The sequence below is a fragment of the Martinezella paranaensis genome, assembly GCF_014200235.1.
Classification (GTDB): Bacteria; Pseudomonadota; Alphaproteobacteria; order Rhizobiales; family Rhizobiaceae; genus Rhizobium; species Rhizobium paranaense.
In genome coordinates this window covers 1-16,427 of sequence record NZ_JACHBI010000022.1, presented here as the reverse complement: position 1 = coordinate 16,427, position 16,427 = coordinate 1, and the positions used below count along the sequence as shown (strand labels likewise).

13 protein-coding genes and 1 pseudogene are annotated in these 16,427 nt (G+C 59.5%); 7 read left to right on the top strand and 7 right to left on the bottom strand.

The features are described from left to right. Nucleotides 1-34: 34 nt before the first annotated feature. The 3 genes from ubiV to ubiT are packed head-to-tail and all read right to left on the bottom strand — an operon-like array spanning nt 35 to nt 2,440. On the bottom strand, nt 35-964 hold the full coding sequence (ubiV, locus tag GGD50_RS30245; protein WP_183940826.1) for a ubiquinone anaerobic biosynthesis protein UbiV: 930 nt from the start codon (nt 962-964) through the stop codon (nt 35-37). A gap of 1 nt (nt 965) precedes the next feature. Continuing rightward, entirely contained in the window at nt 966-1,943 is a 978-nt protein-coding gene (gene ubiU, locus GGD50_RS30240) for a ubiquinone anaerobic biosynthesis protein UbiU (RefSeq protein WP_183940824.1), read from the bottom strand. Next, nucleotides 1,934-2,440 (bottom strand): ubiquinone anaerobic biosynthesis accessory factor UbiT, encoded by a 507-nt coding sequence (gene ubiT, locus GGD50_RS30235; RefSeq protein WP_183940822.1) that lies wholly within the window; start codon nt 2,438-2,440, stop codon nt 1,934-1,936. The genes ubiU and ubiT overlap by 10 nt, the downstream gene beginning before the upstream one ends. A 101-nt stretch (nt 2,441-2,541) precedes the next feature. On the opposite strand from ubiT, the gene GGD50_RS30230 reads away from it, so the two are divergent. Further along, nucleotides 2,542-4,059, top strand: coding sequence for a UbiD family decarboxylase (locus tag GGD50_RS30230; RefSeq protein ID WP_183940821.1), 1,518 nt, complete (start codon nt 2,542-2,544; stop codon nt 4,057-4,059). Then, nucleotides 4,034-4,672 (top strand): UbiX family flavin prenyltransferase, encoded by a 639-nt coding sequence (locus GGD50_RS30225; protein ID WP_183940819.1) that lies wholly within the window; start codon nt 4,034-4,036, stop codon nt 4,670-4,672. The genes GGD50_RS30230 and GGD50_RS30225 overlap by 26 nt, the downstream gene beginning before the upstream one ends. Here GGD50_RS30225 and GGD50_RS30220 read toward each other — a convergent pair. After that, nucleotides 4,627-5,307: an NnrU family protein gene (locus GGD50_RS30220; RefSeq protein ID WP_183940817.1), complete on the bottom strand. Its 681-nt coding sequence runs from the start codon at nt 5,305-5,307 to the stop codon at nt 4,627-4,629. The two genes, GGD50_RS30225 and GGD50_RS30220, sit on opposite strands and share 46 nt — an antisense overlap. 198 nt (nt 5,308-5,505) lie before the next feature. Here GGD50_RS30220 and GGD50_RS30215 point away from each other — a divergent pair, with 198 nt between their 5' ends. After that, nucleotides 5,506-6,714 carry an NnrS family protein gene (locus GGD50_RS30215; protein ID WP_183940815.1) on the top strand — a complete coding sequence of 403 codons (1,209 nt, stop codon included), beginning with the start codon at nt 5,506-5,508 and terminating at the stop codon, nt 6,712-6,714. 586 nt (nt 6,715-7,300) lie between these two features. Here the strand turns inward: GGD50_RS30215 and GGD50_RS30210 are convergent. Next, nucleotides 7,301-8,443, bottom strand: coding sequence for a Fic family protein (locus tag GGD50_RS30210; RefSeq protein ID WP_183940812.1), 1,143 nt, complete (start codon nt 8,441-8,443; stop codon nt 7,301-7,303). Between the two features lie 519 nt (nt 8,444-8,962). Further along, on the bottom strand, nt 8,963-9,178 hold the full coding sequence (locus GGD50_RS30205; RefSeq protein WP_183940810.1) for a hypothetical protein: 216 nt from the start codon (nt 9,176-9,178) through the stop codon (nt 8,963-8,965). 137 nt (nt 9,179-9,315) lie between these two features. Here GGD50_RS30205 and GGD50_RS30200 point away from each other — a divergent pair. Further along, a pseudogene (locus tag GGD50_RS30200) lies at nt 9,316-9,968 on the top strand (plasmid pRiA4b ORF-3 family protein). A gap of 585 nt (nt 9,969-10,553) precedes the next feature. On the opposite strand, the gene GGD50_RS30195 reads toward GGD50_RS30200, so the two are convergent. Beyond that, the gene (locus GGD50_RS30195; RefSeq protein WP_183940806.1) at nt 10,554-13,016 is read right to left on the bottom strand and encodes a beta-glucosidase; all 2,463 of its coding nucleotides are present in this window, start codon (nt 13,014-13,016) and stop codon (nt 10,554-10,556) included. Between the two features lie 194 nt (nt 13,017-13,210). On the opposite strand from GGD50_RS30195, the gene GGD50_RS30190 reads away from it, so the two are divergent. The 3 genes from GGD50_RS30190 (at nt 13,211) to GGD50_RS30180 (ending at nt 16,041) form a co-directional block, all read left to right on the top strand. Then, nucleotides 13,211-13,840 (top strand): TetR/AcrR family transcriptional regulator, encoded by a 630-nt coding sequence (locus GGD50_RS30190; RefSeq protein ID WP_183940804.1) that lies wholly within the window; start codon nt 13,211-13,213, stop codon nt 13,838-13,840. A 222-nt stretch (nt 13,841-14,062) separates the two neighbouring features. After that, the gene (locus GGD50_RS33600) at nt 14,063-14,236 is read left to right on the top strand and encodes a hypothetical protein (RefSeq protein ID WP_425504000.1); all 174 of its coding nucleotides are present in this window, start codon (nt 14,063-14,065) and stop codon (nt 14,234-14,236) included. Then, nucleotides 14,233-16,041 carry an SWIM zinc finger family protein gene (locus GGD50_RS30180; RefSeq protein ID WP_183940802.1) on the top strand — a complete coding sequence of 603 codons (1,809 nt, stop codon included), beginning with the start codon at nt 14,233-14,235 and terminating at the stop codon, nt 16,039-16,041. The genes GGD50_RS33600 and GGD50_RS30180 overlap by 4 nt, the downstream gene beginning before the upstream one ends. The last annotated feature ends 386 nt before the right edge of the window (nt 16,042-16,427 follow it).

Here is a 16,427-nt window from a genome sequence, read left to right as displayed (position 1 = left end):
TTCCACTATGGTTGGAGGCCTCGCATATTCACGGCTATGAATTCGACGATGCCGAATTCTTAAGTCGAGCGATCCACTCGGCTCCGGCCTGGCCGTGATGAAAGCCGTTGGCGAGCGGCACATCGGGAAAGATGGTCCTCAATCGTGCGGCCACCTCGCTGGCGTCGCTCTCGCGGCTCACCAGCGCTCTGAATGCCTTGGACACACCCACCATGTCGCAGGCCTGCGGGGAAAGCCGGAGCGACGCAATTCCCATCGGACGCAGGTCCTCAGGGGAATCCAGGAGAGCCTGACACGCGTGGGAGACAGTCTGTATGCCGTTCAGCGCCAGAAACGGCTGCCCGGATAGCGTTTTGACGGCGAGACCATCCGGATCCTCCTGACAGACGAACTGACAGTTGTCTTTCGTCCTCCCCTTGGACCGTGCATGGGCGCATCGGGCCGATAGGGCGAGAGGAATGCGGCCAAATGCGAACAGTTCGAATTCCGGGCCGGGGCAGGCTTGGGTGATCTTCGACACGGACGTTGCAGGAAGCTCGGGAGGGAGGCAGATGCTTGTCGCGCCATTTCGCGCAAGCAGTCGCGCGGTCTCTCCGTTGTAGACGTTGACGAAGGGACCGACAGCATGCGGCCGGCCTTTCAAAATCCTCAGAGCCGACAGGTCGTTTGCCTCGACGAGATGCGATTCATCCTCGGCAAGTTCCCTCTGATATTTTGACTCGCGCTCGAGCGTCACCATCGCAAGTGTGGAGAGCCGAACCGTCTTGCCAGCCCTTTCCAACCGGTCGATCACGGCGGCCATCTCGGCCTCCATGACGTGCAATCGCTTCGAGCAGATTGTCTCGCCGAGGACGACGACGTCGACGGGCGCTTCGTCGGCGATCTCGAAGTAAAAGTCGCGGAACTTCTCGGCCGGCCATAGATAAAGCAGTGGCCCGAGGGTTAGGTTGATCGAAGCCGTCATCTTACCTCCAACGCTTTTCATAGGCGCCGTGTGTCGTTTGCTGACCCTCGCTCAGCGTTCTAAGGCGTGCCATCAGGCGGGTTCGCTCATCGGGAGCCGCATGCAGGGCCGCTCGCAGGGTCGAGACGACTTCCGAGATGTAGGCCTTCCCGCGCTGGCGGCCCTCGACCTTCAGTGCCTTGACGCCGGCGTCGCGAAGCTGGTCGAGCTGGTCCATCACATCAAGGGAAACGGGATCTTCGAAGGCGTAGGTCTTGGCGTCTCCGATCTCGAAACGCCCTTTGCATAAGGTCGGATAGCCGGTCGGTTCTGCTTCCGCGAAGCGGTTGATGGTGAAGCCACCGAGATCCGAGATCATGTCGCGGCCGGACTGCTGATAGCGCACATGGCTTGCCGGCGAGCAGACGCCGTTCATGTTCGGAGACTTGCCCGTTGCATAGGAGGAGAGAGAACAACGCCCCTCCGCCATGACGCAAAGGCCGCCGAATACGAAGACCTCGACTTCGCAGGCGACCTGACGGGCAATTCTGGCGATGTCCTGTATCGTGAGCGTGCGCGGAAGCACCACACGCGCGGCCCCGAAATTTTCCACCAGATAGGCCAAGGCGTCTGCGTTGGAGGCCGAGGCCTGAACCGAGATGTGGAGACGCTGGGTCGGATGATGTTTGGCTATGTGCGCCATGAGACCGAAATCGGCAACGATCAATGCGTTTGCGCCGGCTCGCGTTGCTTCGTCTGCCCGGCGATACCAAAGGTCTTCCTTGCCCGCCGTCATGAACGTGTTCAGCGCGACAAAGGTCTTCACATTACGCTTTCTTGCGTAGGCGACGGCCTCGCGAAGCTCGGACAGGTCGAAGTTCAGGCCAGGAAAATTTCGTGCGTTCGTCTCGTCGCGGAAGCCGCAATAGACGGCGTCGGCCCCGGCGTCGACAGCTTCACGGAAGGATGCCGGCGTTCCGGCTGGACAGATCAGTTCCATTGGACACCCTGGACTTCGAGTGCTCCACGTCTGATGGCATCAAGTATCTTCCCGGCCGAATGGCTCATCGGACCGGCCAGCTTGCTCAGCGACCGAACCAGATCGATTTCGTTGTCATCGAGTGCGTTTCGCAATGCCAGCACGGCCTCCATGTCACCGGAGATAAGGAGTTTTCGAGCAAAGAAGAGCGCGTCGCCATCGACCCGGCCTTCGGCAAGAGCGAGCATGAGGGCCAAGGGGCCTGTGATCGTGGCCTCTGCTTGCGGAACATTTCCCTTGCGAACGGTGCGCACCGAACGATCCAAGGGTCGAATGCAGAAGGAGAAGGCGAAGTCCGTCGGTACGAAAGCAAACCGCGCATTGCCGTATTCGCCCAATCGATCGAACAGTTTCGGATGATTTCTCAGGACTTGCTGAAGGAGAAGGTCAGCGATGCGTGCGGCGATTGGCAACGGAACGATCCTGGCTGTCGCCATCAGGGAGGGTGGAGCGAGCATTGAGGCCTCTTAATTTGACGAGGCAAACTAGTTCCAATCGAGAGGTCGCTGTTTGATCCCGCACAAAGACGTCGACGGTTTCGTGGTGCGATTGCTCATGAATGCTGAACGACGATCGGACTATTCAAAGACATGTAAACCTGCAGGGTTTTCTCTCGGACCTGGAGCGCCGAGGAATGCTCGTTGCGGTGGACGAGCCAGTTTCTCTTGTCCACGAGGTTACTGCGGTGCACCAGAAGGTGCTCCGTCAAGGCGGCCCGGCGCTCCTCTTCAGACGACCCATGAACCGCGAAGGGGCAATCTCCGCGATACCGGTGGTTGCCAATCTCTTCGGCACCAGGGAACGCATCGAACTAGGCTTGGGGCTCGGGACCGGCGGTCTGCCGCGTCTTGCAGAGGAGTTGGCTGAATTGCAGCAGGCATCCCCTCCGAGGTCGCTTTCCGACGCCTGGAGGAAGCTTCCGCTATTGAAGGCCGCCGCATCGATGCGCTTCCGCTACTCCCGAAAATCACCCTGTCAGGAGATTGTGCTGGAAGGGGAGGATACCGACCTCGGCCGTCTTCCGATCCAGTGGTGCTGGCCCGGCGAACCTGCGCCGCTGATAACATGGCCTCTCGTGATCACATGCAGCCCCGACGATCCCCACGACATAAACGTGGGCATCTATCGAATGCAGGTTCGTGACAAGGCTTCGCTGATCGTTCGGTGGCTTGCCCACCGCGGTGGCGCGAAGCACTTTAGGCAGTGGCAGCAAAAGGGGCTCGACATGCCCATCGCCGTCGCCATCGGCGCCGACCCTGCCACGATCCTGTCGGGGGTCATGCCCCTTCCGGAGGGAATGAGCGAACTCAATTTCGCCGGCCTTCTGCGGGGCTCGCGAACGCAGGTGACCAGAGGCCGCACCGTGCCCCTATTCGTACCGTCGCATGCGGAGATTGTTCTGGAGGGCCTGGTTTCAAAAGACGAGACGGCGCTGGAAGGTCCCTATGGCGACCATACAGGCTACTACAACTCCGTCGAACCCTTTCCGGTCGTTCGCCTGACGGCAATCACCAGCCGACGATCGCCGGTCTATCTGACGACCTATACGGGCCGACCTCCCGACGAACCCTCGGTGCTCGGCGAGGCAATGACCGCATTGTTCGTCCCGATCGCGAAACGCCATTTTCCCGAGATCGCCGACATCTGGCTTCCGCCCGAGGCCTGCTCCTATCGCGCCGCCGTCGTTTCGATCGACAAGCGATATCCGGGTCAGGCGAGGCGGGTGATGATGGGTCTCTGGTCGATGCTTCCCCAATTCAACTACACGAAGCTTGTCATCGTCGTGGATGCCGGCGTGTCCGTCCGGAGTTGGGAAGACGTCGTCTGGGCGATATCGACGCGGTTTGACGCGGCGCGAGACCTTGTCGTCCTGGAGAATACGCCGATCGACTATCTGGATTTCGCCTCCCCGAAGGCCGGGCTCGGAACGAAGATGGGGCTCGACGCAACGAACAAGATCGGCGTCGAGACGGAACGGGAATGGGGTCGTGAGCTTCATATGCCCGAGGAATTGACAAGACGCGCGGGCGAAATCTGGGAGAAGATAGGTCGTGAACTGGCAAGCGGACGGGCATGACGTCGTTCTCGCGGTTAGCGGAGCGTCCGGGGCGTCGCTTGGCGTCGCGGTTCTCGACCGGCTGACGGCGCTGCGGATCAGGGTTCATCTCGTCGTCACCGACGGTGGCAAGAGGACGCTGGCGCATGAGGTCGGGCCGGAAACGCACGGCCGGATGCTGCTCAAGGCGCACACATGGTACGATAACAAGGACATTGGTTCGGCGATCGCGAGCGGTTCCTTTCCCGTTTCGGGGATGATCGTCGCACCGTGCTCGATGAAGACGCTGGCGGCGATCGCGACGGGCGTGTCGGAAACCCTGGTCGCCCGTGCCGCCGACGTTCAGCTCAAGGAGCGCCGCCGTCTTGTGCTCATGACGCGCGAGACGCCGCTGCATCTGGGCCACCTTCGCAACATGACATCCGTCACGGAAATGGGAGCCGTCGTCATGCCTCCGGTACCGGCATTCTACAACCGGCCGCAGTCGATCGAAGACGTCGTTGACCATCTGGCCCGCCGTGCGATCGACCTGCTGGGCCTATCTCTTCCGCATCAGTCGCGGGCATGGACCGGAGAGGCTTCGTCCACTCAGCCGAACACGGCGATCGGATCTGCTCCGAAAAGCAGAGCATGACCTCCTGCGAACAACAGCCAGGCGCCGAGTGCCACCGTAATCAGGGCGGCGAGGAGCATGGGGAGATCGCAAGTGGGGCGGCGACCTGAGAAGAAGGCTGCCAGCGGCACGATCGAGGTGCCTTTCGACAAGGTCTTCCACCGGTCCCCGAGGCGGCGGCGGGCCCGCTTTTCGGTGATCGCGATCGACCCCAGCGAGAAAAGGGCAAATCCTCCAAAGAGAAGCAGCGACCGCAAATCGCCGTTCGCAACGATGTGACCGGACGCCCAGATCGCAAATCCCCAAAGGACCGGATGCCTTGTTATGCCCACCACGGCACCGACATCGTCCGATTGCCTGATCGCAATGGAGAGCGGATTTGCACTCAACAATCCCGCAATCACCAGGAAACCGCCGAGTGGCGCGAGGACAAATGTTACGGCTGCATGCCAAGGGCGTAGGTCCCAAAGCGGGATATAGTCCAGCGCCAGCGCAGCCGAGAACAGCCAAATGAGAGCGGCAACCGAGGCGGCAGAATAGCCGACGAAGTATGTCGGCCTGCCGATGCGCGAGACGATGCTGGAGCGAACCACTGGAATAGCCGGGATCGAATGAAGGAGAAGGAAGAATGCGAAAGCGGAAACGAACGAGATCATGAGAACCTCCTGAAGCGCTCGTAATAGCAAATCGGTTCCGCCTTAAGATTGATCGCAATCAATTACCGCAACATTGGCGCCACCGACTTCAGCGTTTAGTGGCGTTTCTGTGGTGGCGCGCCCCGTATTTGCGCAATCTCAACGACCCCTCCTGAAAATAATGACATGTCTCAATGATCAACTTCGGAGACAATGATCATGCAGAACAAAAAGGATGGCGGTGCCCATGCTCCCCGCGGAATGTCTCGCGAGGGTATTGTCATCTTCTCCTACGGTTTTCGCCCATTCTTTCTCGCTGCCGCGATATGGGCGATCGTCAGTATCGATCTCTGGGCCGCCTTTTTGACGCTCGGCATTCCACTCGCCACGGAGTACGGGGCGCTCTACTGGCACGCCCACGAAATGCTCTTCGGATTTGCACCAGCTATCCTCGCCGGCTTTCTGCTTACAGCCATACCGAACTGGACTGGACGATTGCCGATTTCGGGCCGCCCGCTCATCTCTCTTTTGAGCCTCTGGACTGCCGGTCGTCTCGCCATGCTCGCGAGCAGCCTCGTAGGCGTTATTCCTGCCGTGATCATCGACAGCGCGTTCCTTCCTGCTATGCTCATTCTATCAACCCGTGAGGTCGTCGCCGGCCGGAAGTGGGCCGACCTCAAGGTGATTGCCGGTCTGGCTGTCTTGTCGCTTGCGAACATTCTCTTCCATCTCCAAGTCGTGAAAGCAGGCCATCCGGAACTGGCGATCCGTCTGGGCCTCGGCGCCTACGTTCTCTTGGTGACGATCGTCGGGGGGCGAATTCTTCCGAGCTTCACGCGCAACTGGATCAACCAGTCCGGCCGGACCGATTTTCCCGTGCCCTACAACCGCTTCGACGCCGCCTCGATCATCGTCGGCGCGGTATCGCTCACGGTATGGGCAGTCTGGCCCGGAGCATGGGCGAGTGGCATTCTCGGCTTCGCAGCCGCCGTTTTCAACGTTGTCAGATTGGTGCGTTGGCGCGGCTGGACAACTTGGCCAGAACCCATCCTGTTCGTGCTGCACGTCGCCTTCGCGTTTGTGCCTCTCGGGTTTGCGGCCACTGCACTCCAGGCGGTGGGCCTGCCGGAGCTTGCCGTTCTTCATATCTTCGCGATCGGATCCATATCGCTGACGATGCTGGCGGTGATGACGCGTGCCAGCCGCGGCCACACCGGCCGGAAGCTGAAGTCCAGCCGGGTTACGAACCTATCCTATGTTATTCTCCTCGTTGTAGCCTTCGTCAGACCGATGGCGGAACTGTTCCCTGACTATAGTGTGGCGATCTTGATGATGGCGCTCCTCGGATGGACAGCGGCGTTCGGCCTCTTTGCCATCGAACATGCACCCATGCTCTGCTTCGGCAGAAAGCCATTGACGGTTCGGTAAGGCTGATAGTCTTTCAGTCCGAGTGCACCGCACGCCGCCAGTTCACTCGACGGCGTGTGGGACGCATTATCAGGGAAAGGAACGAAGCCATCTTGCTTTAGACGGTCGTCGAAAATCCTTTGGGATTTTCCGAGAGTCAGGCGCTCACCGCAGTCCATGCAGAAAACATGATAGTCTTCACTCATGGCCTCGTCCAAATAGTCGGACCCTGACTGGGACCTATCTGCATCTCGATGAGATCAGACTGAAGACGCGGGAGTTTAGGTGGCCGCTTGCCGGTTCGGGTCCCATCAAGCGCAAAGCGTTGCTCGGTCTATCCGATCGTGGATTCGATGGAGCGTATCAGACGTTGGTTTGGGCGTGTTGCTCTGCTGTCTGACCAAAGAATTTATACAAATTTTGGTCAGTCGCTCACGTTTCACGCGAAGATTCTTCAGATGTCCGCCAAAGGGCGCTTGAATGGAAATGCCGCACCGGGAGGAAACCGAACAAACGCCTGTCCATTCGGTCGAGTAGTCAGAAAATGAGGGAGATGCTGGCAGTCCTGTACGCAGCGAGCCGGATGACGCAAGGATGCGTGCCGATCCTATTCGGATGGGGATTGGCTGTCGGTAGAGACTTCTAAAACCAATTCGTAAGCCGTGCTGCGGCCGCCGGCCTCGCCTTTGCGGAGGATGCCTTTAGCCAAGAGGTCCGCGATGTCACGCGAGGCCGTGTCCTGAGATGCACTCGTCAATTTTGCCCACTTGGTCGATGTGAGCTTCCCGTCGAAATTTCCTTCCAGCAACCGATTGAGAACCTTGGCCTGTCGGGGATTGAGATGATGCGCGGCATGGGCCTGCCAGAATTCGTTTTTGAGTATGACATTGTCGAGGGTCAGCAATGCGGCCCCCACCGCATCGCCTAGACAATCCAGAAACCATCGAACCCATTTCGTGATATCGAGTTCCTCTCTGGCGGTTACCGATTGTAGAGCTTCGTAGTAGCCGGTACGCGATTTCTCGATGGCCGCGGACATGGAATATAGCCGCGGAGCTCCCCCGCCACCGCGCGCAAGGGTCATGTCGGTAATCGCACGGGTTATGCGGCCATTGCCGTCGCCGAACGGGTGGATGGCCACGAACCACAAATGGGCGATGGCTGCTTTGACGAGAGGATCCATCTCCTGTGATCCGTTGAACCAATCGAGGAAGGCCGTCATCTCCTTCTCCAGGCGGTCGGCGGGTGGCCCAACATAGTGTACTTTCTCGTGTCCGAACGCACCGGATACGATTTCCATCGGGCCACCGGAATCGTCCCGCCAGTCGCCGACGCGAAGCCTCTGTCCCCATTCGTTGCGGCCGGTTGGAAATAGAGCTGCATGCCATTGAAAGAGGCGCTCGGCTGTTAACGGCTTGAGACAGTCGATCGTAGCATCAAGGGTTATGTGAACGATGCCCTCGACCGAGCGGTTGGGCGTCACGAAGCCGTCAATGCTTATGCCAAGGCGCCTGGCCAACGACGACCTGACCTCTTGCTCATCCAGCCGTTCGCCCTCGATCGCTGACGATTTGACAACGTCATCTGTCAGAGCCCGCAGGAAAGTTGCTTCACGGGTGCGAAAACCAAGACCCTCCACACGACCGATGAGGCGGCCTTGATCAAGGCGAACGGTTGTGAGACTGGTCACAAGCTCGTCTGACGGCCATTCAAATGCTGGCCAATTGGGAGACTGCCAAATATAGGTCATGTCTTAGAATAGGTCGCCGTTGCGGAGAATAGCAAGTTTTTTATCCGCAACAATGCGGAGAATAATAGGTGTAATCTCCGCAAAGGCCGTCAGAGTGGGAAGACGTGAAATCGTCTATCGCAGGCCGATTGGATTTAAAGGCCGGTGGCAGGCTTGGTCCGTCACTTCTTTGCGCACTGTGAAAACCCTTTCGAAAGGCATTTCAAGTTATTTCACGGTGCTCTCCGAGACAGCTATATCCTAACAAATTGATTTACTTGCATTGTGGCGTCGATGATCGGCGATAGGTCGGAAGTTCATATTTGTTCAACTGCAAAAGACAGGTGGTCGAATCTCTCTGGGAAATCCCGGCCTTCTCCGCCGATGTTGTCGAGGATCTTACCGCAGCCGCGCTCAAAGGCGGAGTCCGCATTTGGGCCGCCGCTAGGGTTCCTGGGTATCATGCAAATTCTGAAGTCAACGATGCGTGAGCGCAAACTACTACAGTGCCCACGAGGCGCGTGTCGGTCGCAACGCCATCTACACTAATCTTCGCTCCATGATCGAGGATCGCGTCGTGCCACTGAACGCAAGATTATTTCCGAAAAGCTGGCTGCCTGGGAAGACCAACTCGCCCAGCAGCGAGCCCTGATCCAGGTTTTGCAAATCGAGGAGCGACGCATGGTGAGTGAAAATACCGTCCTGATGAAGCCCACACTGAAGGCCGAAACGCAGGTCGAGCGACAGAAGCGTCACAACGCTCGCCTGATTGCCGAACGCGATCGCACCGTGAGGCCTATGCCTCTCCACAGCGCGCCAAAATCCTAACCTCGCCCACACCACTTCATTCCAATTTATCCGACTTGCTGACCCATCTATTGCCTACGGCCATTATGCCGGGCATGGTCCAGACATGCTTGACCCGTTTGACCCAGACAACTTCATCGTGCGTGCCGAGGTTCATATCCTCGACATCGAACCCGAGATTAGCCGTGTTCTCGAACTGCCGATCTCACTCAACCTTGCTCAACTTCACGAAGTGCTGCAGGCCGCTTTCGGCTGGACCGACAGTCATCTGCACCAGTTCAACATCGGCGGTCTGATCTACGGCGCGCCGGAGTTCGATGAAGACGGGCTGTTCGACAGCAAGATCTTCGAGGCCACTGAGGTCAGAATGATCGACCTTCACTTCCCATACGTTCGCGACGAGAACACCCTCACGATCCTTTATGAATACGACTTCGGAGACAGTTGGCGTCATCTCCTTCGTTTGGAGCGTGTTCCTCGCGAGGAAGGCGCAAAATATCCCCGCTGCACTGCCGGCAAACGCTCCGGACCTCCAGAGGATGTCGGTGGAACCTCCGGCTATGCCGACTTCCTCGACGCCTGGCTTGATCCAGAGCATGATGAACACAAAGATATGCGGCGATGGGTCGGCCGAAAATTCCATCCGGAAGCCTGCGATCTCGACCAGATCAACAAGGCGATCGCAAAGGCCATGCGCGTATCAAAGGGAGACTATCGCTTCCGTCGCGAAAGCGCCTGATCGACAGAAAAAAGGGCTGTTGACCTAACGATACACTCGGAATAACTGCCATAGCCGAAAACTCATCCTAACAGCGTCTTCCAGCTAAGAGGACACTTGGCTAAGACCTAAGAGCAGTTCCCGCAATTTTTCGTCGTCGCCTTTGCGGGCGACACTAGAAATCGGCTTCCCACTTGCCGGCTCCGCCGGTCGCTTCGCGATCCCTGACCCTCTCATACCGCCATGACCGGAGCGCTCGTCTTTCACAAAGGTCAAGGAGACGATGACATGGCCAACGAACTGGATCGGACCATCGAGGAGCTCAAGGACCTGCGAAACCCCACACCCGCACGAGCGCCACCAGATCGCCGCAGAACTCGAGCTGACGCGGGCGGAACGAGAGGTCTTCTTGGCGAAGCAGGAAGGTCGCAGCGCCGAGCCTCTTCTGAGGGAGGCGTTGCCATGTTGCCAGGCTTGTCCCACCGGATCGATCGGGCTCGGGCGGCACTCTTCGGCGGCGTTCGTTTCTTTGGTCCGCGCCGGTTCATGGCGTCTCAGTTCTCCGCAGGTTCAGATGTGGACCTTCATATCCCTCCAAACTGCCGCCTAGTACGAAGGCGGCTGCAGGTAGCTCGATGGTGACGGCAGGTCGATGACGAACCTGATGTCGGCGGCATTCGCCGCCACGATCAGCTGGTAGTCGCCCGCTTCGGCCCGGAAGGCACCGGCTTCGGCGTCGAAATAAGCAAGGTCGCGCGGCAATATCTTCAGTATGGCCGCGCCGGTCTCGCCGGGCTGCAGTGCGAGCTTGGCGAAGGCGCGCAATTCCTTGTCCGGCCGCTCCACTTTGGCTTTTGGCGAACGCACATAGAGCTGGACCAGTTCCGAGCCGGCGCGGTCGCCGATATTGGTCACATCGATGCTGACGATTACGCCTTCGGAGCTCATTTCGCTTGCCGAGAGCCGCGGCTCGCTCCAGCGGAAACGCGTATAGCCGAGGCCGTAACCAAAGGGGAAGAGCGGCTCGACGGCGCGAGTATCATGATGACGGTAGCCGACGAAGACGCTTTCGCCGTAACGCACATGCCCATCCTTGCCGGGATAGACGGCGAGATCGCCCGTGATGGCGGAATTGTCGGAAAGCGCCTTCGGGAAGGTCTGCGGCAGGCGACCGCCGGGCTCGACATCGCCGAACAACACGTCGGCGACGGCGTTGCCGAGCTCCTGGCCGGGATACCACATCTGCAGCACGGCGCGGACTTTACCGAGCCAGGGCATTTCAATGGGGCCGCCGGTCTGCAGCACGACAACGGTATTGGCATTGGCGGCCGCCACTTTTTCGATCAGTTCTTCCTGCCGGCCCGGAAGCCGCATGTTTGGCAGATCAAGTCCTTCCGTATCCCATTCGCCGTCACGGCCAACGAAGAGAAGGGCCACGTCGGCATTGCGGGCCGTCTCGACGGCGGCCTCGATGTCGGCATCGCCAAGCGGCTTTTCGACGCCGAAACGGACGGCGATGAGGTTGATGCCGTCCTCGTTCGTTATGGAGGGCTCATACTCGACGGTCACCTCGTAAGTCCGGCCCGCCTCGAGCATCACCGCACCGCGCTGTTCGTCATTGGCGGTGCCGAAGTAATTCTCGCCGCGCGTCCAGCCATCAAGGCCGTCGACCGTCAGCCGCCCGTCGACGAAGAGCCGCGCCAGTCCGGCATTGGTCATGCCGAAGACATGCTCGCCGCTCTCCTCCGGCACGAACTGCATCTTCATTCGCGCAGAGAAATCGGCTGGTTCAAGCTGGCCCGACGGCAGCTCGAACCAGAAGAACTCGCCCTTATCGACAGTCTCGACATGAAGGGGGGCGCCCTTAAAGCCGCGTTCCTTGAAATATTCGACCGTGATTTTTCCCTTGAACACGTCGATCAGGCGGTTGTGGCGGCAGCCGACGGAGTGGCTGATGCTGTTGGCATTGGAAAGAGCGGCGCGAATGCCTTCGAGCGGGCTCACCATATAATGCGCCGCGATCTGGGCGCTGCCGCCGCCCATGACGCGGGCGGTCGCGGCATTCGGCCCGATGACGGCGATCCGGTCGAGCGAGGTCTTGGCAAGTGGCAGGATGCCGTCATTTTTGAGGAGGACCGCGCCTTCCGCGCCGAGCCGTCGGATCAGCGCCCGGTCTTCTGTAAGATCGACCGCGCGCTCCGTAAGATCGGGCGTTTTTCGAAACGCGCCGACCCGCTCGAGCAGCAGCAGCATGCGCCGCGCCGCCGCGCGCACGGTCGCTGGCTCCACCTTACCCTCGCGCACCGCCGCAACCAGCTTCTCGCCGCGGTCGCGGGCCGGGCCTGGCATTTCGAGATCGAGTCCGGCATTGATCGTCTCAGCCGCCGAATGCGAACCGAACCAGTCGGACATGACGATGCCGTCGAAGCCCCATTCCTCGCGCAGAACCTTGGTAAGCAGCCAATGATGCTCGCTGGTATAAGTGCCGTTGAGGCGATTGTAGGATGACATGACGGCCATAACGCCGGCGCGGCGGACCGCCTGTTCGAAGGGCGGAAGGTAGATTTCGCGCAGCGTCCGCTCGTCGATGTCTGACGAGATCGTCTGCCGCTCGATTTCGGATTCATTGCCGACGAAGTGCTTGATCGTCGCAGCGATCCCCTCGGCCTGTACGCCTTCGATATAGGCGACCGCAAGTTCGCCAGTCAGCATCGGATCTTCAGAATAACATTCGAAATTGCGCCCGTTAAGACCGGAGCGATGGATGTTCACCGTCGGCGCCAGCAGCACGGCAGCACCCTTGCTCTTGGCCTGGCGCGCAAGGGCTGTGCCCATCTGCCTGATCAGAGCGGGGCTCCAGCTGGCGCCGAGCGCGATGGCGACAGGAAAGCAGGCCGCCTTGACGCCGGCGACCAGCGAGCCCGCTCCGCGGGCGCCGTTCGGGCCGTCCGTCACCTTGATCTTCGGCACGCCGAGACGCTCGACGGGCACGGTCGTCCAGAAGTCGGCGCCAGATAGCAGGGACACCTGCTCTTCGAGCGTCATCTTTTCGAGAATGGAATCGATCATGCAAATCTCCCGTTCAAAGAAATGCGAGCCGCCGGGCAAGCTACCACTGAGGCTTACGAAAGCTCTTAAACCTACCGATTACTCGGTATTTTTAAGATGTCAACCTGACGAGCCTATTGTATGAAAAGACATAGGCAGACCGACTGGAAGATTGCGGATCGGCGCCTTGCCGTAAAAAGCGGACGGGAGAAATGATGGCAGAACCGACGACCGAACAAGAAGACAAACGGCAGCGCCGGTCCCGCAAGGGCGAAGAACGCCGCGTGCAGATCCTGGCGGCGACGATGCGGCGTTTTGCCGAAGACGGTTACCAGAATGCCGCGATCGGCGACATTGCCCGCGATGTCGGCCTCTCGCTGCCCGGCCTGCTGCACCATTTCCCGACCAAGGTCGATCTTTTGCTTGCGATCCTCGCCAAGCGCGATCTCGATAGCGCTGACTTCATCAGCCACTATCGTTCGGATCTGCGCGGTCTGCTCAAGGGAATGGTCGAAATCTTCCGGCACAACGCCGGAATGATCGAAGTCGTTAGAGCTTTCGCAATCCTGAACGCCGAGAGCCTGATGAAGGACCACCCCGCCAAGACGTGGTTTCTCGATCGCACCGTCCAGATGCAGAACGATATCGCCGCGACCTTCGAGCGGGCAATCGCCGATGGCTCGATCGACGGTGGGATCGACGCCCCGGCGATGGCGGCCGAGCTGATCGCCATAATGGATGGCCTGCAGATGCTTTGGCTCCGCGATCCCAATCGTTTCGACATGGTCGGCGGGCTGGAAGCCTATGTCAGCCGTTTACTGACCAGCCTTGGCTTGCAGGGCTGAGCTTTGGCTTGCGGACGCCTCATCGTGCTGATGGAGGTCGGATATGTCCAGCCGATCACCCGCGCCGCTCGGTCGAAAATTTCGGCAAGGAGGCCAGCCGTGACACGATCGCGGTGCTCCGCGGTGCGGGTTTCTTGCGTCCGGCCCACGCAGTCCGGCACCAGGTCGCCCTACACCTTTGTGACCACCAAACATTTCCTCTTCGCCTTGGGGATGGAGACATTGCGCGATATGCTGAACCTCGAGGCGATGGAGGATGCAGGGTCGTTAAGCAGAAAAATGCTGCTGGTGAGCGATGCTCCAACAGGGCTGGTGAATGGCGAACATGCGGATGACGAGCTGGTGGACAATGCCGGCGGCGACGAATTTGGGCTCGGGGAGCAAGACGACACATGAAGAGGCCGGTTTTCGACGAAAACGCGGTGCGTGCGCTGGCGACGGTAGAATCCTTCGCCCGTGGCCGGGAGTATCTGCGGCGCGATGCTGTGTTGGGGCTGGAGCGCCGCGGTGGGCGGATCATTGCCGAGGTCGAAGGTAGCGAGTTCACGTCCACGCCCTATGCCGTCACCATCGAGCTTCACGACGCCGGTGTAGCTGCCACCCGTTGTACCTGCCCGTATGACTGGGGTGGTGCCTGCAAACATATCGTTGCCGTGCTGCTCAAATGCATGGAGGCGCCCGGTGCGGTCGTCGAACGTCCGTCCCTTGCCGACATGCTTGGCGACCTTGATCGTCAGGCTTTGATGGCACTGTTGGTCAAGCGGGCCGGACAAGATCCCGGACTGGAACCCTGGCTGGAGGCCGAACTGGCGACCAGCGTGCCGGAGATGATGGGTCAGCCTCCAGCCGCGATCAATCCAGAGTTCGTCAGGCGGCAGGCCGAGCGGCTGCTGTCGGGCCGGTATCCAAGCAGGCGAGCCTGGGACGACGACGGGCCTGCCCTCGATGAGGAGGCATTCTCGGCGCTGATCGACAAAGCAAAACCTTTCCTGGATATCGGTGAAGGACGCAATGCTCTGAAGATCCTGGAGCCGGTGATGGAAGCGCTTGTGCCAGCGTGGAGCGAACAGGCCGACTTCGATGAGACGCTGCACGAGTTTTTTCCTTCACTCGGACAACTTATCGCCGAAGCAGTCCTGATGAGCGACCTTCTTCCAGAAGAGCGCGACGATCTGATGGTGCGGCTCGATGTCTGGCAAGGCATGCTCGACGACTACGGCCTGGATGACTATCTGCAGGTTGCAGTCGATGCGCTTGAGCAGGGGTGGGACGAGATCGGCCTTGACGATGCTCTGGCTGGAAGAAGTCGATCCTGGCCGCCATCGGGAAGAAGCGACCGGACGAGCGAGCGTTTGACACAAGCGCGGCTGCGCGTTCTCAATGTTGACGGTCGGACGGAAGCATACCTCAACCTCGCCAGCGCTGCGGGCTGCCATGGCGACTATACGGCCATGTTGGTCCGCCTTGGACGCCTCGATGAGGCCGTGGACCACGCGCGTAAAAGGTTCCGCTCTGGCGAAGAGACGCTCCAGCTTGCGCGTCTCCTCAAGGACGCAGGGCATATCGATGCAGCGCTGGACCTTGCTGAGTGGGGATTGGGCCAGAGGCTGGGAGAAGACCGTTTCTCGGGAGCGGCGAACCTAGCACGCTGGTTACGCGATAACGCCGGTTTGCTCGGACGAAAAGAGCTGGCGGTGATAGCTGCACGTTACGCGTTTAACTTGAGCCTGTCGCTTGAGGATTTTGAGGTGGCCGCGATCTTGGCGGGACCGGATTGGATCGAATTGCGCGTCAGCCTGTTGGCAAGCCTTGCGGCCGCGCCGTATGCTTGGGATCGAACGAAGATCTACCTCCATGAAGGCATGACCACTGAAGCGGTACGATCCGTCGATCTCAAGACAATGCTGGTCGATCCGAAGGATACGGATCTTATGCGGCTCGCGGACGTCGCGCGTGCCAGCCATCCCGACTGGGTGATCAACATTGCCGAACGCATGGCTAACAGCATCATGGAGGCTGGGCATTCGGGACGATATGAGTTGGCGGCCCAGTGGCTTGAAAAAGCTGCGCTCGCCTATGACGCTGCAGGCCGGTTGGAGGACTGGGTTGCAAGGATCGAACTACTGATCGAAAAACATCGGCGCAAACACAAGCTTAGACCGCTGCTTGCAGCGCTGCGGCCGGGCGCTCGCACGCCTTGACGTCAATCACACCAAGGCGACTCTCACCGTGATTGTCGCCGTCCAGGCTCACGACAGCGTGATCCGCGCCATGGTCCTATGGCGGAAATGACCCCGCTAATCCGTCGACGATAATCCAGTTTTGGGCTGCTCTTCATAGACGCGTGCCTTAGCTCGCCTCGAGGTTTTAAGGAGCGCAGCTCTTGCGCAAAGGCGATGATCTATGTTGGCGCACTGATGCTATGTTTAGCCTTGGCAACCACGGCTTTGGTCTAAGGCTCTGTTGATAAATAAAGGAATCGCAGCTTTGGATTTTTGCGGCGCCGGGATTCCCTTTTGGTTTGAAGCCTATAGAATCGCGGTGTGATTGACGAGGCCGCCATCCAACTGCGCTATGCTGCGCTTGA